18 protein-coding genes are annotated in these 22,443 nt (G+C 37.6%); 9 read left to right on the plus strand and 9 right to left on the minus strand.

The genetic code is table 11. From position 1 onward, the window contains the following. Nucleotides 1-3: 3 nt before the first annotated feature. Entirely contained in the window at nt 4-1,068 is a 1,065-nt protein-coding gene (locus H4K35_RS14385) for an NADH:flavin oxidoreductase/NADH oxidase (RefSeq protein ID WP_182628644.1), read from the minus strand. A gap of 55 nt (nt 1,069-1,123) precedes the next feature. Next, nucleotides 1,124-1,780, minus strand: coding sequence for a metal-dependent transcriptional regulator (locus H4K35_RS14390; RefSeq protein WP_182628645.1), 657 nt, complete (start codon nt 1,778-1,780; stop codon nt 1,124-1,126). A 101-nt stretch (nt 1,781-1,881) separates the two neighbouring features. Between H4K35_RS14390 and H4K35_RS14395 the strand changes: the two genes are divergently transcribed. From H4K35_RS14395 to H4K35_RS14410, 4 genes are all read left to right on the plus strand, one after another. Further along, the gene (locus H4K35_RS14395) at nt 1,882-4,134 is read left to right on the plus strand and encodes a TonB-dependent receptor (RefSeq protein ID WP_182628646.1); all 2,253 of its coding nucleotides are present in this window, start codon (nt 1,882-1,884) and stop codon (nt 4,132-4,134) included. A gap of 12 nt (nt 4,135-4,146) precedes the next feature. Beyond that, complete coding sequence (locus H4K35_RS14400; RefSeq protein ID WP_182628647.1) at nt 4,147-4,611, plus strand: thioredoxin family protein; 465 nt, start codon at nt 4,147-4,149, stop codon at nt 4,609-4,611. Between the two features lie 146 nt (nt 4,612-4,757). Next, nucleotides 4,758-5,132, plus strand: a complete 375-nt coding sequence (locus tag H4K35_RS14405) for a BlaI/MecI/CopY family transcriptional regulator (protein ID WP_182628648.1) — start codon at nt 4,758-4,760, stop codon at nt 5,130-5,132. 11 nt (nt 5,133-5,143) lie between these two features. Continuing rightward, nucleotides 5,144-7,036: a M56 family metallopeptidase gene (locus H4K35_RS14410; protein ID WP_182628649.1), complete on the plus strand. Its 1,893-nt coding sequence runs from the start codon at nt 5,144-5,146 to the stop codon at nt 7,034-7,036. A gap of 88 nt (nt 7,037-7,124) precedes the next feature. Here the strand turns inward: H4K35_RS14410 and H4K35_RS15850 are convergent, their stop codons facing one another. The 5 genes from H4K35_RS15850 to H4K35_RS14435 form a co-directional block, all read right to left on the minus strand. Beyond that, nucleotides 7,125-9,803 (minus strand): Plug domain-containing protein, encoded by a 2,679-nt coding sequence (locus H4K35_RS15850; RefSeq protein ID WP_255492490.1) that lies wholly within the window; start codon nt 9,801-9,803, stop codon nt 7,125-7,127. Nucleotides 9,804-9,856: 53 nt separating this feature from the next. Next, the gene (locus tag H4K35_RS14420; protein ID WP_255492491.1) at nt 9,857-10,651 is read right to left on the minus strand and encodes a GLPGLI family protein; all 795 of its coding nucleotides are present in this window, start codon (nt 10,649-10,651) and stop codon (nt 9,857-9,859) included. Between the two features lie 414 nt (nt 10,652-11,065). Further along, nucleotides 11,066-11,656, minus strand: coding sequence for an ATP-binding cassette domain-containing protein (locus H4K35_RS14425; protein WP_182628650.1), 591 nt, complete (start codon nt 11,654-11,656; stop codon nt 11,066-11,068). Between the two features lie 330 nt (nt 11,657-11,986). Next, entirely contained in the window at nt 11,987-12,739 is a 753-nt protein-coding gene (locus H4K35_RS14430) for a hypothetical protein (RefSeq protein ID WP_182628651.1), read from the minus strand. Nucleotides 12,740-12,766: 27 nt separating this feature from the next. Further along, on the minus strand, nt 12,767-13,297 hold the full coding sequence (locus H4K35_RS14435) for a hypothetical protein (protein WP_182628652.1): 531 nt from the start codon (nt 13,295-13,297) through the stop codon (nt 12,767-12,769). A 392-nt stretch (nt 13,298-13,689) separates the two neighbouring features. Between H4K35_RS14435 and H4K35_RS14440 the strand changes: the two genes are divergently transcribed. Together H4K35_RS14440 and H4K35_RS14445 are read left to right on the plus strand one after the other, a co-directional pair. Beyond that, a complete protein-coding gene (locus H4K35_RS14440) occupies nt 13,690-14,115 on the plus strand; it encodes a hypothetical protein (RefSeq protein WP_182628653.1) in 426 nt (141 codons plus the stop codon). 417 nt (nt 14,116-14,532) lie between these two features. After that, a complete protein-coding gene (locus H4K35_RS14445) occupies nt 14,533-15,042 on the plus strand; it encodes a septal ring lytic transglycosylase RlpA family protein (RefSeq protein WP_182628654.1) in 510 nt (169 codons plus the stop codon). A 645-nt stretch (nt 15,043-15,687) separates the two neighbouring features. Here H4K35_RS14445 and H4K35_RS14450 read toward each other — a convergent pair. Further along, nucleotides 15,688-16,155 (minus strand): CYTH domain-containing protein, encoded by a 468-nt coding sequence (locus H4K35_RS14450; protein WP_182628655.1) that lies wholly within the window; start codon nt 16,153-16,155, stop codon nt 15,688-15,690. Between the two features lie 80 nt (nt 16,156-16,235). Here H4K35_RS14450 and H4K35_RS14455 point away from each other — a divergent pair, with 80 nt between their 5' ends. Next, nucleotides 16,236-18,311 carry a site-specific recombinase gene (locus H4K35_RS14455; RefSeq protein ID WP_182628656.1) on the plus strand — a complete coding sequence of 692 codons (2,076 nt, stop codon included), beginning with the start codon at nt 16,236-16,238 and terminating at the stop codon, nt 18,309-18,311. A 42-nt stretch (nt 18,312-18,353) separates the two neighbouring features. On the opposite strand, the gene H4K35_RS14460 is transcribed toward H4K35_RS14455, so the two are convergent. Further along, nucleotides 18,354-20,213 carry a monovalent cation:proton antiporter-2 (CPA2) family protein gene (locus H4K35_RS14460; protein ID WP_182628657.1) on the minus strand — a complete coding sequence of 620 codons (1,860 nt, stop codon included), beginning with the start codon at nt 20,211-20,213 and terminating at the stop codon, nt 18,354-18,356. 226 nt (nt 20,214-20,439) lie between these two features. Between H4K35_RS14460 and dinB the strand changes: the two genes are divergently transcribed. Then, entirely contained in the window at nt 20,440-21,513 is a 1,074-nt protein-coding gene (gene dinB, locus H4K35_RS14465) for a DNA polymerase IV (RefSeq protein WP_182628658.1), read from the plus strand. A gap of 19 nt (nt 21,514-21,532) precedes the next feature. Next, the gene (locus H4K35_RS14470) at nt 21,533-22,435 is read left to right on the plus strand and encodes an LD-carboxypeptidase (protein ID WP_182628674.1); all 903 of its coding nucleotides are present in this window, start codon (nt 21,533-21,535) and stop codon (nt 22,433-22,435) included. Nucleotides 22,436-22,443 lie beyond the last annotated feature (8 nt).

The raw sequence follows: 22,443 nt of genomic DNA on the forward strand, positions 1-22,443 counted from the left end.
TAATTATTCTTTTCCTCTTTCGTATTGAGAAGCCCATGGAATTTCTTCATCAAGTTGAGCCGATGCCGTCATAACAAAATGAGGATCTCGTAAAAATTCGCGACCCAATAAAATCAGGTCCGCTTTGTTTTGTTGTAAAATGTCTTCCGCTTGTTGACCCGTTTTAATTTCTCCAACGGTTCCTACAATTAATGAAGTATTGGTTTTTATTTCAGAGGCAAAGGGTACTTGATAGTTTGGGCCCGTGGTTATTTGCTGATGGCGTACACCACCACCACTACTTACATCAATAACTTCAACTCCTTTGTCTTGCAATATTTTGGCAAGTGCAACACTTTCTTCCATATTCCACCCTCCTTCAGCCCAATCTGTTGCTGAGATTCTCACCCATAGGCTTTGAGTCGTGAGTAGGGGTTGTATCGCATCGATAATCTCCAGTAAAAATCGAATTCTATTCTCAAAACTTCCACCATATTCGTCCCTTCTTGTATTGATTAAGGGCGAAAAGAACTGATGGATGAGATAGCCATGTGCTCCATGCAGTTCTATAATCTCATAGCCCGCTGTAATGGCACGACGAGTGGCTTGTTTAAAAGCCTCTACTGTTTGGGCAATAGCCATTTTGGTTAGCGCAACAGGCGGATGATCTTTTTCATTAAATGCTAGTGTTGACGGTCCTACAGTTTGCCATCCATTAGGTTGGTTGGGAGCAATCTGGTCTCGTGTAATCCACGGTTTTTCACAGCTGGCTTTGCGTCCCGCATGTGCCAATTGAATCCCTGGAATGCAGTTTTGCTCTTTGATAAACTGCGTGATTTCCTCTAGTTTTTCGATATGAGCGTCTGACCAAATTCCCAAATCTCCATAGGTAATCCGCCCTTCAGGAACAACAGCTGTGGCTTCTTGAATTACCGCTGCCGCTTGTCCTATGGCAAATTGCCCTAAATGAACCAAGTGCCAATTGTTTGCAAAACCGTCTGTAGCCGTGTATTGACACATGGGCGAAACTACTAGCCTATTTTTTAATGTATGGTGTTTTAATGCAAGTGAACTAAATAATTTTCTCATGATCTCTTGTTGGTATGTTGATAAAAAAAAGCTTACTGGGGAGTAAGCCTTGCAATTATTTTAATTGTACAAAAAGATTATTTGCAATCTTCTTCGTAATAGTAATTCTACTACCGTTGATCTCAATTAAATACGATTGATCAAAAGGTTCAATTTCTAAAATTACAATCTCACTGCCTAAAGCGATTTTTTGCTTATCTAAATATTGTAGAAACTCGGCGGAAGAATCTTTGACCCCCACACAGATTACCGTTTGTTGAATCTTTATTTCCGCTAATAATTTTTTCTTGATTTGCTTAATTTCCCCTTTTGCATTGGGAATCGGATCTCCATGGGGATCTTCTGTTGGAAAACCAAGGTAAGCTTCCAGCTTATTGATCAATTTTTCCGATTTAATGTGCTCTAACTCTTCTGCTACATCGTGTACTTCATCCCAGCTAAAACCTAATTTCTCCACTAAGAATACCTCCCATAAACGGTGCTTACGCACAATCATCTTTGCCGCTAACAGCCCCTCTGAAGTTAATCGAACCCCCTGATACTTTTGATAGGTCACCAGTTTTTTCTCGTTCAATTTTTTGATCATGTCCGTAACGGAAGACGCTTTAGTTTCTATTCGCGCAGCAATGGCATTGGTAGAAATTCCGTTTTCTTCCCCTTGGGACAAGTGAAAAATTGTTTTCAAGTAGTTTTCTTCTGAATACGTAAGCATGGAGTAATTTTTTATAAAATACAAATTTACAATTTTTTTATTGAAATTATATTTTTAGCTTTGCCTAAATTTTAATTTAATCTAATAGTAAATAATTTTTTATGCGTGTATTAATAAGTTTTTTGTGTCTACTGTTTTTTACTGCTGCAGTAGAGGCTCAAACTATTCAAGGAAAGATTACCTCAAGAGGTGATATTTTGTCCTATGCGAGTGTTTTTATTGAAGGCTCTTCGAAAGGCACAACAGCAGATGACAAAGGAGTATATAAGCTGGATGGGCTACAAGTAGGAACCTATCTTGTCCATGCAGAATTTGTTGGTTTTAAAAGAAAGTCAAAGCGAGTGACTGTAAAGGAAGATCAAACGGTAACAGTTAATTTTGATTTAGAAGAGGATTCAAGCTTAGAAGAAATCGTTATTTCAGGTTCGTTAAAACCGGTATTAAAATCGGATGCTGTGACGCCAGTAGAGATTTACACTCCTGCTTTCTTCGAAAAAAATCCAACAGCGAATTTATTTGATGCGGTACAAATGATTAACGGGGTACAACCTCAATTGAATTGTAATGTTTGCAACACAGGAGATATTCACATCAATGGAATGGAAGGTCCTTATACGATGATCTTGATTGATGGTATGCCAATTGTGTCTTCCCTTTCAACTGTTTATGGTTTGTTTGGAATTCCAACTAATATGATTGAACGCGTGGAAGTGGTGAAAGGACCTGCTTCTTCTTTGTATGGTACAGAAGCTATGGGTGGAATTATAAACGTGATTACCAAGGATCCTGAACATGCAGCAAAACTAAGTGTAGATGCATTTTCAACGACGTGGTTGGAGAATAATTTAGATCTAGGAGCGGGATATAAGCTAGGAAAAAAAGTAAATGGTCTTTTTGGAGGGAACTACTTTAAGTTTGGCGAGCGCAAAGATAAAAATGGCGATGGCTTTACAGATGTTACCCAACAAGAGCGCGTGTCCTTGTTTAACAAATTCAGTTTAAAACGCCCAGAAAATAAAGTAGCGAGCTTAGCTTTGCGCTATGTGTATGAAGATCGTTGGGGAGGTGAAACACATTGGAACAGAAAAAAACACAGAGGTGGAGAAGAGGTGTATGCGGAAAGTATTTTTACCAATCGCTTTGAAGCGATCGGAATGTATCAATTGCCGACAACAGAAAACATCTATACCCAGTTTTCATATATCTATCACGGACAAAATTCTATGTACGGTCCCGAGTCTTATGATGCCAAGCAACAAGTGGCTTTTGGTCAACTCTATTGGGATAAAACGTTGGGGAACCACAGCTTGTTAGTAGGTGGATCGTTTAAATATACCTACTATGATGACAATACACGTGCAACAGGTATATATGACGAGGATGGTTTGGTGAAAAATCAACCAGAAGAAACGCCAATTCCAGGACTATTTGTACAAGATGAGTGGTCGTTAAACAAGCAAAATAAGTTGTTGTTGGGGTATCGCTTTGATTATGACAAAACACATGGTGGGATTCACTCTCCTCGTGTAGGATATAAATTTTCGCCAAACAGCAATCACGCTTTGCGCGCAAGTTTTGGTACTGGATTTAGAGTGGTCAATGTGTTTACGGAAGACCACCGTGCCCTAACAGGAGCCAGAGAGGTTGTCTTTGCGGAAAACTTAGATCCAGAGAAATCCTATAATACCAACTTAAATTATACGGTGAAAGTACCTACTAATTTCGGAGCATTCAACTTTGATATCAACGGATTCTATACCTACTTCACCAATAAAATCGATGCAGATACTGATACGGATCAAACCAAAATTATTTATGCCAACTTAGATGGTCATGCAATCTCTAAAGGAATTTCCTTAAATATTGATGTAGCTTTTGACTTTCCGTTAAAATTGATGGCAGGAGCTACTTATATGGATGTGTACCGCAAAGAAGATGGAGTGCGTGAACAAATTTACCACTCGCCTAAATGGTCAGGTAATGTGATAGCGAGCTATAATTTTGGCAATGGTTTTTCTGCAGATTTAACAGCTGATTGGAAAGGACCTATGCGTTTGCCACGTGTGGAAGACGATTATAGACCAGAGTATTCGCCGTGGACGGTTATTGCGAATGTTCAGGTTACTAAAAAATTTGGCAACAACATTCAAGTGTATGGAGGAGTGAAGAATTTATTCAATACCCTACCTAAAGAAGATACGATTGCAAGATGGTGGGATCCCTTCGGTGAACCAGGAAATGGTGTGACACCGCCTCCAGGAAGAACCGACGTGATTTTTGAACCAAATGATTACAGCTATACCGCTTTACAAGGAATTAGAGGTTTTATTGGTGTTCGATATAACATTTTCTAAATTAGTTAGACCATGAAGGGGATAAGTATAGGCTATTTTCGACGCTTTATTTGGCTGTTCCTGTGCCTGGGTTGGGTTAGTGCCCAAGCTCAAGAAGTTAGCTTCTCGAATTTAGAAGCGAAAATGCAAGAAAAAGCGAAGCCAATCGTTGTTTTTTTACATACCAACTGGTGTAACTACTGTGCGTTGATGGAAAAGAAAACCTTTTCAAACTCCGCCGTACAACAAGCGTTACTCGACAAAGCGTATTTTGTTTCTTTTGACGCTGAGTCAAAGGAAAAAATACAGTTTAAAAATACAGCATTCGTCTATAGAAAAAAGGGACTTCAATCTGGTGTGCATGAATTAGCTGAGGCGCTAACTTCGCAAAATGCTTATCCCGCTTTGGTTTTTTTAAATGAAAACTATGAAATTATATACCAACATTACGCCTATGTTGGTCCAAAAGAAATGCTTCAACTTATAGAAGCGTTGTAGGAGACTACGTGTTATTTTTCTTTAAAAGCACTGTAAATCAACATGATTTACAGTGCTTTTTTTATTTTTTTTTACCTTATAACTAATAAATTAGTTTGATAACTAAAATTTTAGTTATATGTTTGTTTGTATAATTATGAAATAAGATGGAAAAACTGACCAATAAAGAAGAAGAAATTATGCACATCCTTTGGAAGTTAGAAAAGGGATTTGTCAATGATATACTAGCGGAGATGCCAGAACCTAAGCCACATTATAATACCCTTTCCACGTTAATTCGCATTTTAGAGGAAAAAGGGGTGGTGTCGCATACAGCCTATGGAAAGTCACACCAGTACTATCCTATTGTTTCTATGGAAGACTATCGCTCCATGTTTATGGAAGAAACCATGCAGAAGTATTTTGATAATTCGTTTAGCAATTTGGTCAACTTTTTTGTTCAGGATAAACAGGTGTCGGATAAGGAGTTGGAAGAGATTATGTCGATCATAACACGCAATAAGGAAAATAGCAATCGTTAATACTACAGCGTATGACATCTTTTATCTTGTATTTATTGAAAGTAAATGGCTTGTTGCTTTTTGTTTTGGCATTTTACTACTTTGCTTTAAAAAAAGAGACGTTTTTTACTGCAATCCGCTACTATTTCACAGGGGGAATTGCGCTTAGTTTTATGTTGCCATTCATTCATTTTACCAAAACGGTCTATGTGCAACAAAGCTTTGATTGGGCTTCTCTACTCCATAAAATGGAAGATGAATCTGGGGTAGAAGTACAACAAACGGTTGTAGAACGCTTGGATCTACAGACTAATCTTCCCTATGTATTTTGGGTTATTACAAGCATTATTGTACTGCTTGTGGGGCTCAAAGTAATGCGATTAATCCGTCGTGTGAAGGGCTTGCCACTGTGGTCTGCCACTACTCCTACAATTAAAATTGATCAAGCCACTGCCGAGGCCTACTCCTTTTGGAAATGGATTGTCTTACCGGTCAATTACAGTGAACTTCCAGCATTGGATACGGTGATCCAACACGAACGCATTCACGTACAACAGAAACATACGCTTGATCTCTTACTCGTTTATTTGTTGCGTCGCATTTTTTGGTTCAACCCGCTTTTGCGATTCTTGGAACAGGCAGTTCGACTCAATTTAGAGTATATCGTTGATCAACAGGTGAGTACAAAACAAAATAGCTATGAATATCAAATGACTTTGGTGCAGTTTGAACAAAACAAACGGTCTTCATTAGTCAATTCTTTTGGATCTTCCGATCTAAAAAAGCGAATCATCATGTTAAACCAACCAAAATCCAACCAGATGAAAAAAACTAAATTTATGCTATGCCTACCGATCGCAATAGGGTTCTTCTTGCTTTTTCAAGTTAAAACCAAGGCGGAAATAATCGCAACAAATCCAGTAACGAATCCTGGGCTAGCGAATCAAACGGTAGAACAAGAACCCCAAAAATCAGCCAATCCCAATGTGATGACTATTAACAGCGGGGACTCCATAACAGAGGAACAACTGGAGATTATCAAAACCAAGGCTCAAGAAGAAGCCAATGGTGGAGTGGGCATGAAAGTGCTTGCCAATGGCAAGGAGATGTCTTCGGAACAATTTTTAGACGTCATTCAAACTAGACCAACTGAAGAAGCTTTTTCCTATACACTGGGATCGGGTGAAGGGCCTTCGTTTGTTACTTTAACCAAGGAAGAATCCAAAGAAATCTTGGCGCAGGCGAAGCTCGATATGGAAGCTTCAAGACGCGATATGGAAGCCGCAAAGCACGATATGGAGACATCGAGACGTGATATGGAAGCCGCAAAGCGCGACATGGAAGCTTCAAGACAAGAGATGAAGAAATTGAGAGAAGAAGGTGCACAATCGATAAAAGCTGAACTGAAAGAAAAGAAGGATCGCATGAAAGAAGAGCAAGCTAAAATGAAAGACGAGCTAGCTAAAAAGAAAGAAGTACAACAAGCCCTGAATCAAGAAAAGGATAGAATGAGAGAAGAGCAAGCTAGAATGAAAGAGGAGTTAGCTAAAAAGAAAGAAGTGCAACAAGTCCTGTATCAGGAGAAGGTTAGAAAGAAAGAGGAAGGAGTCGAACGCTATGGTGAGAAAGAAAAAAATGGAGTCATTAGTATCACTTCTGGAGAAGGCAAGTCTGAAGCGAAAGAAGAACAAAAAGCTAATGGTTTCCACAAGGTTACTGTCATAGGAGGAAGACAAAGAGAAACTGCATTACCAAAACAAAAATATATTATAGATGGTAAAGAAGTGAAGGACATGGAGGTAATCAATACCCTAGATCCTAATGAGATTAAACAAGTAAATGTCATCAAAGGAGAAGAGGCAATAAAAGAATTTGGAGAAGAAGCAAAAAATGGCGTTATAATTGTAACAACTAAACGGAAGTAGTTTTCTATTTTTAAATTTGATGCGTTAGTAGGTAAAGGCGTTCAACAGCTGTTGAACGCCTTTATTTATGAGAATAAGAAGCTCTCGTTTAGAAAGAAAAACGAATGGAGGCTAGCAACTGCCTAGGTCGTATTGGAGCCTGCATTACATTTGTCATTATATCATTGATGATGACCTGATTGTATTCTTTATAATTAAAAATATTGGTCCAAGCGAGTTCCAAATCAATTTTGCGTTTGGAAAAGGTATAGCGATAGGTTATATCTACAAATGTATTGCTGAATGCTTGTTGTTGAATGTGATCTTGTTGATAGGCTAAGGTTGTAAGAACAGCATGTTGGGCAAATGGCACTATACTTACGGTTGCCTCATGTGTTGTTTTAGAGCTAGTGGAGGAAGAGACGTCGTTGTTTTTTAAGTGTTGATAGGCAAAGGAATAATCAATATTCAACCAGGTAAAAGAGGTATTGGTTAAACTGAATCGATAGGTGTTTTGATGAGTTCTTACTGTATTATGCACTTGGTTAATTAGCATAGGTTTTTTATTTCTACTATGGGAAAAACTTCCTTTTAAGGTTGTGCTAATTGGTTCGATAAACTTGTTGATATTTAGTTCTAAGCGTTGTGTTGTTTGGGTGTTGTGTTGCTCAATGGCTTGAATAACTTGTTGTCCATTTTCGCCAATTTCCTGTGAATATAAAAGAGGATTTTGTTGTTCAACATACTCCAAATTTAAATACGCAAACCACCCAGTAAAAGGATCTTTAAAGTTAGTTTCAAATTTGCTCCTAAACCGATGATTAGATAAAACACGATTGCTGTAAGCGCTAAAATTTAATTCATTGAGTACAGTAGAAGAATACAGTTGATTTAGCGGTGTGAAAGCACTCGTATAGGCTATATTTCCTTTAAATGTCCAATATAAAGAAGCAACATATTGTGCATAAAGAGTGGGAGAAAGAAATAATTTGCGATTGTTCTCACCTTTGTTGTTTTCTTTGTCAATCAGTGAAGCGGTGGTCCAGTCTAAGGGAAGATTAAGGTTCAAAGACCAACGCTTTGCTTTGAAACTGATTTTGGAATGCAAGGCATTACTGCTCGTTTGATAACGCAGTTGATTGTGATAATCTCCAGGGATAGGAATCCAAAAACCAGTTTCACTTCCATACAAATGGGTGTTGAAATGCGTTTGTTGAAAGCTAAAGTTGTATTCTTCAGAAAACGTCCAAGCATTTTTTCTCCAGACATAGGCGACTCCATTTTTTGTGTAAAAAGATTGAGTATCACAGTGCTGAAATAAGGATGGGTAAGGAGCTAAATCTTGATTTCCTATATTAAAAAGTGCAGTTGGAGAAGCAGCGTACTCTTCTTTGCTGTTTGAAAAATCTAGGAGCGTACGAAAATTAATCCAATGCCTTTCTGTTATGGGAATAAGGGCACTCAACGTATTTTGCAACTGAAAAATTGGAGCGTTTACTTTCTGCTGAATCAAATTTTCTGGCGTATTGACCATCAAATCCCCTTTTGTTTTATCTTTTGATACGCGGATTGTCGTTTTGTTTTGGGTATAGTTCTGTTTTTGATTTTGCGTTGCGGTAAATTCAGCATGGAAGATTTCTTTTGCCGCACGACTAGCCGTTGTTCTTTGGTATTTGATGGGCTCAGAGGTGTTAAGTGATGGATTTAGATAGTGTATCGTCGTGGTTTGTACTCTATCGTTGGCGTCATTATCTTCATTTAAATAGTATAAAATTCCTGTAAGTTCCCAGTTGTTTTTGAATTTTTGCAAGACATTTAGATTCCCTAAATGACTTTTATTAAACCAATAGCGATTTTGATTGATCAAAGGATCAGCATTAGTGGCAATTTGTAGAAAAGGGGTGTTGGTAGGGGAATATAAAAAAGTATTATATTCTTCAAAAGAGTAGAGATTGTTCATTTTAGTTGCTAAAGTAGATCCTGTGTTGTTGGTTTCATAACTTCCTAAGGCTTGGAAATTGCGACTAAAGAGCATAGGAGAAAGCCTTATATCCCAAATAAAAGGGCTAAAGCCTTCTCCAATTTTAGCTGTACCCGCACGACTTACTCTGTTTTTTAAACGAATATTTAAAGCGGGTTTTCCTGTTGAAACTGCCCCTTCTAACATTTTTATCGGTTGGTGATCTTCATACACCTCTACTCGGCTAATATCGTCAGGCGAAATAGCGTTGGTAATTGCAGTATAACGTCCTTTCATCAAATCTAATCCCTCTACATAGAAGCGATTGATTGACTCACCTTGGTATTTGATTTGACCCGTAGTACTCACTTCTATGCCAGGAAGGCGTTTTAATACATCTTCTAAAACGCGATCTGTTTTTAATGCAAAAGAATCGACATTATAGCTCAATGTGTCATTGCGTTGGGTGATCGGTGTGGGTTTAATTACAATTTCTTCCAGTACTGTTACTTGTTCTGTTAAGGTCAGATTTAAATAAGAAACGGGAAAAACTAAGGCCTGGTGATAAATAGCATAATCAAGATGTTGAATGCGCAAGTTGAGGTTTGGACTAGGCGTAGGTAGAGTCATTTCAAAAACACCTGCTGCATTGGATTGTGTATATTGAATCACTTCTTCTGTTTCTGCTTTTACGAGGGAGATGATGGCTCCTTCAATAGGCGTATTGGATGTATTTGCTACTCTTCCTTGAATGCGTTGCTGCCCCATAGCGATCATACTTCCTAAGAGAAGAGACAGAATTATAAAACAACGGAAGTGATATAACATAATAGAAGGTGTGATATATAAGTAATCGTTAGATTGAAACAGGAGTTCTTTTTTTATTGAACCTTGAAGATCAGATTTGAACGAAGCCCTATTTTTTCAGCATATTCATCGGGAATTGTTTTTGCATTCTCAGGATTCATTTCAATTAATAAATCTTTATACGTTTTGTTTTGATAGACCTTTAATGCTTTTTCGTATTGTTGAGGTGTGATTTGAGTTACGATCTCTTTTGGATTAACCAGATCCCAATTGTCAATCGTCACTTTTTCGCTGTTGATAAATTCAAATTCATAGTGATGTTCGTCGTCCCAAGCTTTAACCACAAAACCAGGTAAGTTTTTAAATTTATAAGGACCGTCTCTTAAAGGAATGTCGAGTGTAAATAGAACATTCCATTGGCGTCCTTCATAAAAAGTCGTAGCTCTTTGGACGGTATAAGTATTCCATTTTTCGCGGTTAGGTTCCATTTTCCAGACCAAATCACTGATAGAATCTTGATACGTATAAACTGTTGTATGAATAGCAGTATTAGTTGTTGCTATTCCGTTGAAATAAAAAACAGTAAAATCCGTTTTAGGGCGATAAGTATGAAGAACTTGCATGAGTTCATTTTGGTCTTTTGCAGTAGCTACACTTTGCTTTCTTTCTAATAGTGCTAATTCAAGAAAACGCGAAGATTGGGTAGAGTCAATATCTAATACAAATACGCTTTCCTCTATCTTTTGGGGCTGCGTTTTGTCTGAGACAATTTTGCCAGCATAATTATAACGCATAATTGTTTTTTGCTGAGCATAAGAACAAATGGTCAACATAAAAACGAGAATTGTAAAAAGTGTTTTCTTCATCATGATAGTTTTAAGATTTAGAGAAAACAGCGTGTAAAAACACGCTGGAGTTGTCAAGTTTTTATTCGCATACAAATTCATCAACTTGGCGAAGATCTTTCGTGATTTGTGTTATTGAAGAATTTTCTTCAGCACAATAGGTTGTATCACCACCACATGAGAAATTAACTGTAAAGCAATTGGCAAAACCTTGAGATGAAAAGGCTAAAAACGAAAACGGTAAAATGAATTTTTTCATCATTAATGTTGCTCAGTATTACACCCCTATCCTCGGTTTTCAGTTGATTTTAGAGTGAAAGTAAACCGTAAAAAAGAGAAGTCCTAAAGTGTGTTTGAATGTTTAATGCATTAGTTTATAGTTGTTTGTATATCGTAGTTAAAAATAAAAAAGGCTTTCAATAGTACTTGAAAGCCTTGTTAAGTAGATTGGAGACTACCGTTATGCAGTTGCAATTGTTTGGTGCGAATGGAGGATAGTAGACCAGGAATATGATTGACGATAAGAATCCCCTTGTTTTGTGCTTTTTCTTGTAAAATAGGAAGAAGTCGTTCTTGGAGCAGGGGAGACAATCCAGCAAAAGGCTCATCTAAAAGAATAAAGGGTTGAGGTAGATCCAATACGAATAATGTCTGAATCAGTTGTTGAATACCTGTAGAGAAGTTGTGAATAGGTTCGTTTTGCTTTGATTCAAATTCGGGCCAAGTCCCATAGACTGTTGGCAATACATCACGTAGGCGCAATTGCTTGGGAAACATCGCGAATTGGGGTTTGAATGCAAAATATTTGGACAAGTGATGTCTTTGGCGAATGAGATGGTTATCAATCCTAAGATGGTAGTGTTGTGCTTTTTTGGTGCCAAATAAAATTTCCAATAAAGACGATTTTCCAGCGCCATTCGAACCGATTAGTTCTACAATATCTCCTGTTTGTAACGATAAATACACATTGTTTAACTGTGTTTTGTCGTTGAGACGATAGACAAGACTGTCGAGATGTAAGGTTGCCATAGAATTAATGCATTAGTTGAGACACAAGCAAGGCTAAAAATAGATTGGTCAAAAATAACCAACCGAATAGTCGAAAGGGTTGTATACCACAATTTTAAAAATAGTAAAACTCATATTTGCGAAAGAACCAAAAGTATATCATGGTTAAGCCACAAGCGAAAATTGGAGTCAGATACCACAACAACGGTAGGACAAGTAAACTCAAGCCTAGCGTTAAGGTCCAAGAAAGTAAATAGTACGGAAATAAAATTCGTATTTGGGTTATCATGAGTAGCATTTACGCTGGATTAGTATAGGGTAATGTACATCAATTTAGTTTAAATAACGTTTTTATTGGTCATTTTTGACTTCATACTGGTCTAGGATGTATTGGTTAATCTCAGCCTTATCTGATGATTTGGGATATTGACCTAAATCAATCCCATTTTTCCTGAAGAATATAAACGGAAATCCGAGGCGATCCTCATATTTTTGGGTTAAATAGGGGAGGAAAATATTTTTTTGAAGGATAATCCAATCCTCATTTAGAAAACCTAGTGTTTGAAAAGACGTTCCTTTTTTATAATTCTCGATATTTTGTACTTTATCAAAAATAGCAACAAATTTAATCCCTTTATTAGCGTGTTTTGCTGCGAGTTCATTCATCTGTTGGAAATCTTGAATACAAATACCACAATTAGTGGATGTTATATAGAATAACGCATCCCAATCCGCCACCTCAGATAAAGGAATTTTATTACTGTGGATGTCTAAAAAACCAGGTTGAAGCACTCTTTCGTTACTAGTGGAATCTACAAGTACTATTTTACTAGGGTTCATGCCTAGTTTATTGTAAATCCCCAGTAAGGCAAAGGTATAATCGTCTTCCGTTTTATATGCTTTTTCTAACATGTCACTGTTCCACGAGGTTAAATTTCCTTCCTCATTAAAAACCATGTGTTTTTTAAAGTCCGCGATGTCAGATGAATCTAAAGTTAGTACTTTGGGGAGAAAGGCTTTGATGTAGCGATCTTCAGGAGATTCTTTTTTACAAGCAATCAAGGCAAGAGAGAACATTAAGAGAAAACCTAGTTTTTTGAACATATTCAGATGGTTTAGTTATGTGATTATTTAGCAGGAGGTAAAGGTTTTAGAGGAGGTTTTTACTAATAGGTAACAAGTACTACCACGTTGCGGAATACACATATCACCATCTCTATTCAAATAAGCACCATTTACTTGTCTTATGTATGGTTCATCCTTTTTACCAAATGTTGGGTATTTGTTTTCTGTTGGTGAACTACCTTCTGATATATGTAGTATTCTCTCCTTGTTATCCTCGTTGATGATGATAATCTTAGCAGGATTCATATTCAAGTCCCTGTATATTTTTAGTAGTACTTCTTTATATTCTTCGTCCGAAGGATACACATTGTCTAAGAACTCTCCATCCCTTGATTTTAGATGACCTTCTTCATCAAATATCATGTGCTTTTTAAAATGGTTTATTTGGGCATGGCTTAACTCAAGAATCTTTGGAAGATTGGCTTGAAGGTAGCTGTCTTTTGCATCAAATTCAGGTTTTACAACATCTTCTGAATCTGATGAACAAGAAATAAATAAAGAGGCACTGAGTAAAAAGAATAGTATTTTTTTTATCATAAAGCTTGTTCCGTATTTTTTCCTTGTCCCGGTTTATAGTTGGTTAAAGATTTAAATATAATTGTTTAAGCTAGATTGGGTGTTAAGTAATTGAAAGATTAATGCAATTGGTAATTAATCTTTGATTTGTACAAGGGTGTAATCTATTTCTGATATACAAACATAAATAATTAAAATTCAATTACTATATAATTATGTGATTAATTTAACATAAAATATAAGCCTAAGTTTAATGCAAGTTTTTAAACTAAAAACTTTACCTGTGATTAACGGAAAGTGTTGAGGTTTTCACACAGATTAGTAAAAGGAGAAAGATAGCTTGCAAATCAAAAAGCAAAACTTTTATTTTCAATAGTTTTATATATATTTGTCTATAAACTAATAACAACAATATGGATAAAATGTTACAGCCAGCGCATTCAGGCGTTGCATATTTAGCATTGATTTTTTTGATTATCGTAGTAATTAATGCTTTTGTAGGATTGAGCTCTAAAAAAGAGTTTACAGAAAAAGACCGCAAATTGGGTTTAATTGGGTTAATTTTCACTCACATCCAATTATTGTTAGGGATCATCTTGTATTTCGTTTCACCTTTAGTACAAAGTTTTAGTGTGGCGATGAAAGATTCTACCTTGAGATTATATGCGTTAGAGCACCCGCTAATTAACGTTATTGCAATTGCATTAATCACAATTGGATGGTCTAAACACAAGAAAGCAACAACGAGTCAAGATAAATTTAAGAAGTTTGCTATTTTCTACACGATCGGATTAGTTTTAATCTTATCTAGAATTCCTTGGAAAGCATGGTTTGCATAAACCAAAAATAAAATAAAGTAATAGAGAGTGTTCCAAATGGGCACTCTTTTTTTTTGCGCTTTGCTCGCCACCTTCAACTCGTGTTTCCTTTTGTACAGCACCGTGTTGCCAGTATAGTGTTACTATCATGACTCCATAATGCGTCTATTGAAAACGGCATTTTTAATAGACGCATTATGGAGTCACCATGGAGTCATTATGGAGTCACCTCGATTCAGTGTCGACCCGTTCTCCTTTTTTATGCGCTAACTTTTTTAAAAAGAGGTATAAGTGTTCGCTTTTGCTTTTTATTTTTAACATTCACGGCTGAATTTATTTACTACTTCGTTTGCTTATTTTTCTCTTTCACCCTCCTACTTTTTGTTTTGGTACACTTCTTGTTTTTAGCATACGGTCTATTTTTAAAATAGGGAAATTATGAAGTACTTTCAATATATTATTTTTGCCTTAACCATCATTACGTTATCCAGTTTTGAGGAAGCGGGTAAATTAAAAGAAAAATCGAGACCAGTTGCAAGTCAACTAACACAAATTATAGATACAGTAGCTACGTTGGATTTACCTGTGGTAGATGAGACGGATTCTATTGTAATGGCTGAAGTTGAAGAGGATTATGAAATGGTGAATCAAGAGACCAAAGCGTCTTATTATCACGATAAATTCACAGGTAGAAAGACAGCTAGTGGGCAAATTTTTGATAATACAAAATACACAGCAGCCCATAAAACGCTACCCTTTGGGACAAAGATCAAAGTGACGAATTTAAAGAATAAACGCTCTGTTGTTCTGACGGTTACAGATCGGGGGCCTTTCGTAAAAGGCAGAAGTGTAGATGTATCCAAACGCGCTTTTATGGACCTTACTGACAATATTGGACGGGGTGTCTTAGACGTTAAGATTGAGCGCATTGTCGAAAGTACACAATAAGCAGATGACCGTTCCTATTTTCTAGTTTATAGGTGTTATAGGCTTAAAATATAAGTCACGCATTAGAGCAAAAAGATCGTATAGCATTAACCCTCTACGCAACGAATATTAGTAAAAAGTGTGTCAAAATTGGGGAAATAATCCACAATTCGAGGATGCATACCGCATGTTAATCGCCTTTTTGTTTTTTTAAAGAGACGAAAAATAAAATAGTTACAAAAAAATACAAAAGAAGGCTGATCGGGTATCAGCCTTCTTTTATTTTATCTTGTTTTAAAAAAAAGATGGGGTAACATTTTTGTGCTTTTCTACCTAAAAATAAGGGGGATCTATTTATTTCATAACCAATCGAAGCTTATTTTATGCTATTAATGATGTAGACGTACATTGGCTGTTGCGTTCGCAATGTTCTGTTTACAAAGCGAATTGGTCGATTGGGAAATACTATTTATATTTGTTCTAAATTATAAAGATAAATATCTACTATTCAGATTAGGGGCATTGTAGACGACTAATCGTAACGACATATTGCATGAGTTGTTTTTTTTAAATTGTTGAGATCATGTAAATTAAACCTCCATTGAATAACTTCGATGGAGGTTTTCTTCTTATAGCTATGGACGCTGATATCATCTGTTTCCTCAATTACCAAGTGGTAAATGGATGCTTGGATAAATACGAATTGTAGTATTCCTTTTTACCTGTGACTTCTTCCCCTAGCCACTTTGGTTTTTCAATCGTTTCATTTTCAGCTTGTAGCTCTACTTCTGCAAGAACAAGCCCTTCATTTTTACCGTGAAAGACATCGACTTCAAATAGATGGGATCCATGCGGAATTACGTATCGTGTTTTGGCAATGATATGATCTTCGCATAACTCCAGTAATGCTTGCGCTTCTTCGAAGTCAATTTCCTTCTCCCATTCAAAACGAGAGGTGCCCGATGCATTGCTCGCCCCTTTAATGGTGAGGTATCCTTGATCATTTTTTAGGCGAACGCGAACGGTTCGATTGGCATCGCTATTCAGATAGCCTTGAGCAATCGTGTTTTTTGAAACAGCTAAGGTTTCAAAATTTACTTTTTGTATCAGAAATTTTCTTTCGATTTCAATCATAGGATATAAAATAAAGGTGTAAATTTATGCCAAGTTAGGGTTGTTTTGATCCAAATGTTAAGAAAAAAACATATTTTTAAATGAAATTAAGGTATATATTACAATCACCTCAAGGAATTGAGGAGCTTTTTAATAAATATGTAGTTGACGGTAAAATCTATACGAGCGAAGATATTTCTTTTTTAGTTGATCTTGTACATATTTTTCGACCGCGAAATATAAAAAAAACTAATCGTGTTTCCATAGATTCTTTCACTTCTTATTTAAAGACGCACGAAGTTGAACGTTTAGCGCTAATGGAGTATTTGCGCGAAATACTTTCTAACAGACGTTTTAGCCGAATGATCTCGGATGCGGGAATTTTACAAGATTCCGATTTTTTCTATGAAGTTAAAAAGCGTTTATGGGCCAAAGTACTGCCGTATCAACCCGAAAAAGATACCTATGAATACGTTTTAAACCAAGTGTTTTACAAGCATACCGATGCTATATGGGTAGATCTCATTCCTGAAGAGCAATTAGTAGAACTTTTTGAGCAGCTAAATTTTAAGGATATTTTTACTAAGGTATCGGATGAATCGGTGATGGGCGAATTGTTGAACTCCATCGGATTGATTACCCAGCGCATGAGCGGTAGAGCAATGGAGAGTGCTATTATCAGTATGGTGCCTGAATATTCCCATTTTGAAAGCCCCTTTTTGGCCTTGGAAAAAGAGTTTATGGAAGTGGCCTCTAGTATTCTAAAGGGCAATACCAAGTATTTGACACCAAGTGATATCAACTGTAAACAGATTAAAATCTTTCATAAACAGTGTATTGAATTTGTCAATCAGGCTTTTAAGAACAGCTCAAAATACGGTATTTCCATTAAGGTTAACCAGAGTTTACTGCGCTTGAGACAACAGCTTCAGCGCGTGGATGTGCTGCTTTCACTCATTATTATCGAGGGAGAGGAAGTGGAAATTGAAAAGAAAGCTAATACAATTCGTTTGGCTCGAAAATTAATTGATTACAACTGTTATAAATACAACGTATCGGGATTAATCAAAGAGAGCACGCAATTAATCTCCTACGAAATTACGCAACACACGGCCAAAACAGGGGAACACTACATTACAAAGACGGCAGGTGAATATTGGCATATGTTTAGGGGCTCGATGGGAGCCGGTATTGTGGTGGGCTTTATGTGTATATTGAAATTGCTTGCCCACAAGCTAGACGCGAGTATTTTCGGACACGCCATGTTGTATAGTTTAAATTACGCCTTGGGCTTCTGTCTGATCTATTTACTAGGCTTTACTTTAGCGACAAAACAGCCGGCAATGACTGCAGCAGCGATTATCAAAGCAATTGAAGACGGTCGTAAACAACATGTGGATAGTTTGGATAAACACATTGGGTTTGCAAAGCTATTTGCACGCTTGGTGCGTTCTCAATTCATTGCTTTTATCGGTAACGTAATTTTAGCTTTTCCAATCGCCTTGTTATTGATGTGGGGATTTGACTCTGCCTTTGATGTGAATATTGCTGCCAAAGAGTGGAAAGGCATGTTGATCGACGCCGATCCAATTGAATCGAAAGCCTTATTCCACGCTGGTATCGCAGGGGTTTTCTTGTTTTTGTCTGGAATTATCTCCGGAAATGTATCCAATAGAAACAAGCACAATCGCGTATTTTACCGCATACAAGAACACCCGTGGTTAAAACACAATTTTGGAATTCAACGCTCAACAAAAATTGCCAATTGGGTAGATACCAAATGGCCGGGAATTGCTTCTAATATTTGTTTTGGTCTTTTTATGGGTACTTGTGGTGCCATAGGAACCTTCATCGGATTAGATATTGACATTCGACACATTACCTTTGTCAGTGGAAATATAGCTATCGGCTATTACGGTTCGGGTTTTGAAGCACCAACCGCAATGTTAGTGTGGGCTTTCATCGGAATGTGGCTCATCGGATTCATGAACTTTATCGTCAGTTTTGGTCTTTCCATCTTACTGGCTTTCCGCTCGAGAAATATTCCTTTTAAAGAAACTAAAGACTTGGCCCAAGCCGTGCTAAAATACTTTAAAAGCTTTCCAATGGAATTCTTTATTCCTACAGGAGGTACAGTTGTCGAAGTGACAAATGATAAAACACAAGATAAAAAGTAATACAAACAAAAGGAGATCGACATCGATCTCCTTTTGTTTGTATTAATCCGTATAGTCAGCTGTATCTTTGGTCTCTCTTTTGTGTCGTAAACTATCTTTTAACAAGTTCGACTGCTGTTCAAATTCGAGGCGAGACACGGTGATATAATCTTCTAAGTTATGAATGTTTTTAGCCAATTTCCTCAACGAGGCACGGTCACTTTTGATGAATAACTCGCTCTGTGTTCTCGCTTCTTCATGGCTTAAACCTAATTTTTCAAGCATAACGCTTCCAACGTATACCGCGGTAAAGAAGTTTTCTCTGTACACTTCTGTAAATCCGTCTTGTAAATACTCGTAGGCGTTTTTTCTGTTCTTCGCCCGTATAATCACTTCTACGTTAGGGAAGTTTTTGTGTAGGACTTCGACCAAATGTTGGTTGACCTCAGGGGGATCCATAGCAGCAATGACGTAATCGGCCTGGTCGACGTTGATGGATTTTAAGATATTTATGGAGGTTGCATCCCCATAGTACACGTTAAAACCCAGTTTGCGCAAGTGTTCTACGCGTTCAGCATCATTGTCGAGTACTAAGGTCGGAATGTCGTTCGCTTGTAACAAGCGCCCAATTGTATTTCCAAAATCTCCAAATCCCGCAATGATGATCTTTTTATCTGCGCTGATGTGCGATAAGTCGTCATAGGGTTGATCGTTTTTAGTCGAAGAGGTTATTCCTAAGTATGGGCCAATCCACTTTTCATTCAACAACATTAAAATGGGGGTAACCACCATAGATAGTGCAGTAGTGGCTAATAAGTAATCATACCAAGTTTGATCAATAATGTTAATCGTCTTTCCTAGTGCTAAAATTACAAAGGCAAATTCGCCAATTTGTGAAAGTAAAATGGCAAATAAAAACGATTGATCTTTGGGAAATTTCTTCCACTTACCAATAGCAAATAGGACTATCGCCTTAACGGTCATGGATCCTACCAACAGTGAAAGAACAATTAGCGGTTCAGCTGCAATTATTTCAAAATTAATAGTAGATCCTACTGCGATAAAGAAAATACCGAGCAAGAGGGCCTTAAAGGGTTCTATATCGCTTTCTAATTGATGTTTGTAAGGGTTATTTGCCAATACGACCCCTGCAATAAAGGCACCCAAGGCAGGGCTCAATCCCACTTCTTTCATTAAAAGAGAAACCCCAATTACTAACAGTAGGGCTGAAGCGGTATAGATTTCGCGTATTTGTAAACGTCCTACTGATTTAAACAGCGGATTGACGATGTAGTTACCCACTAAAAAGATAACGGTAATGGCACCTAAAATCGCCATGGTTTTCATTAATACAGGTTGCCCATCGAGCATACTGCTATTGGTGGTCGAAATGGGTATTTTCTTGGAAACTGCTAACAAAGGGATCAAAGCCATCACGGGGATTACCATGATATCCTGAAAGAGCAAGACGGCGAAACTCGATTTTCCAACGTTCGACTTATTTAGTCCTTTCTCAGAAATGGTTTGGAGGATAATCGCTGTGGAAGACATGGTGATCACAAATCCTATAGTAATGGAGGTGCCCATACTTAAACCAAGAGCAAAATAGCATACGGCCGTTGTGATTAAGGTTGTTCCCAAGGCTTGTGCGGTTCCCAAACCAATAATCTCTTTCCGAATTTTCCAAAATTCTTTGGGATCCAACTCTAATCCAACTAAAAACAACATCATGACAACCCCAAATTCGGTGGCATGCATAATATCCGCGCCATCTTTACCGACAAATCCAAGAACAAAAGGGCCAATTAAGACTCCAGCGAAAAGATAACCTAAGACGGAACCCATTCCAAGTTTTTTGGAAATGAGCACGCAAATTACGGCAGCAAATAAAAATATAAAGGCTTGCGCTAAGAAATCATTCATTTTTTAGATATAATTTTTTGCGTTAAAATAAGTAAATCAAAGCAAGAGGAATAAATAACGTTTTTTTAGGTTAAAACAGCGCCACTTACTCAAAAAGTATTTGATTTACGTACAAATTTACACAATAGTGCTTGGAAATAAACAGAAAAAAACAAAAAAAATAGAGCATTTTTTAGGGTTGTATAAACTGTTTTTTTTCGGTTATTTTGACTATTTTATCGCGAAGATGAGTCGAAAGATAATACATATTGATATGGATGCGTTTTACGCTTCAGTTGAGCAATTGGATAATCCCGAATTGAGGGGAAAAGCTATTGTTGTGGGCGGGAGTAGTGAGCGCGGTGTGGTGGCAGCGGCAAGTTATGAAGCACGTCAATTTGGTGTGCGAAGTGCGATGAGTGGCATATTGGCAAAGAAAAAATGTCCACATTTGATTTTTGTACCTCCGCGTTTCGATCGGTATAAAGAAATTTCTAGGCAGATTCGAGCCGTATTCTATGAGTATACCGATCTAGTGGAACCCCTAGCCCTTGACGAAGCTTTTCTCGATGTTACCCAAAATAAAATTGGATGCCCCAGTGCAACCCTAATCGCACAAGAAATTCGACAAAAGATTTTTGAACGCACCCAATTAACTGCTTCGGCGGGTATTTCTGTCAATAAATTTTTGGCGAAAGTAGCCAGTGATTACAACAAGCCCAACGGACAAAAAACAATCAATCCCGAAGAAGTTGACACTTTTTTAGAAGCCTTAGAAATAAAAAAATTTTTTGGCATTGGAAAGAAAACGGCCGACCGCATGTATCACTTTGGCATCTTTACAGGCTTAGATTTGAAAGCCAAATCGATGGAGTTTTTAGAAGAGCACTTTGGCAAGGCTGGAGTGGCTTATTACTACATTGTGCGCGGCATACACGATTCGCCAGTCAGCCCAGACCGTTTAGTGAAATCTGTGGGAACTGAACGCACCTTTACTGAGAATTTGAGTTCAGAGGTCTACCTCGAAAATAAACTCGCCCATATTGTGGAAGAATTGAGCCTGCGACTTAAAAAACAAGGATTAGCAGGTAAAACAGTAACGCTAAAAATAAAATATGCTGATTTTGTACAGCAAACGCGGAGCACAACCTTTCCCTATTTTATCGCTGATGCTGGAATTATCCTCGATTGTGCCAAAGAATTGCTCTATCAAGAAAAATTGCAAAATTCCGTGCGTCTGATTGGCGTATCTTTGACTAACTTAAACAATAGAAAAGCGGCAAAAAAACCCGTTGCGGTTCAGCTGCGTTTTGATTTTTAAACCCCCAAAACCATTGATGATGAATTATCGCATTCCTCCTTATTTACAACCTGGTGACAAAGTTGCTATTGTTTGTACGGCTAGAAAATTTTCAGTTGAAGAAGCACAACCCGCTATTGCTTTGCTAGAATCGTGGGGCCTTCAAGTCGTTTTAGGTCAAACCATTGGATTGGACAACTTTCAGCTTGGTGGAACAGATGCAGCACGCGCAGCCGATTTGAATCAACAACTACGAGATCCCGAAATTAAAGCTATTTGGTGTGCAAGAGGCGGCTATGGGACAGTGCGAATTATTGATGCTATTGATTTTAGCCCCTTGGAACAGCAACCCAAATGGTTGATTGGCTTCAGTGATGTGACGACTCTACACAGTCATATGCACAACCTCGGTCTAGCTACAATTCACGGCATTATGGCCTTTAGCGTCCCCTCAGCCATGGAAGAATCTAAAACCTCCTTGTATCACGCACTTTTTGGACAGCCACTCTCTTATTCAATTGAGGCAGTAAACGGCAACCGTAAAGGAAGCGCATCTGGAGTATTAGTAGGAGGAAATTTATCGATTCTCTATAGCCTACTCGGTTCGGAATCGAGTATGGACACAAAAGGCAAAATATTGTTTCTCGAGGATTTGGATGAATACCTTTATCACGTGGATCGAATGATGCACAACCTTAAGCGCAACGGTATGCTCAAAGATTTGGCAGGTCTCCTAATCGGTGGAATGACCGATATGCACGACAACTCCATCCCTTTTGGGTATAATGCGCAAGAAATTATCCTCGACGCAGTCAAAGAATACAACTATCCCGTGGCGTTTTGCTTTCCTGCGGGACATGGCGCTTCGAATTGGGCACTGAAATTGGGCACTATTGTTGAACTAGAAGTCACCGACAATCAAGTGAATGTCGCTTTTAGTTAACCCCAATG

Origin of the sequence: Myroides sp. NP-2, from assembly GCF_014145665.1 — a bacterium.
Lineage (GTDB): Bacteria > Bacteroidota > Bacteroidia > Flavobacteriales > Flavobacteriaceae > Flavobacterium.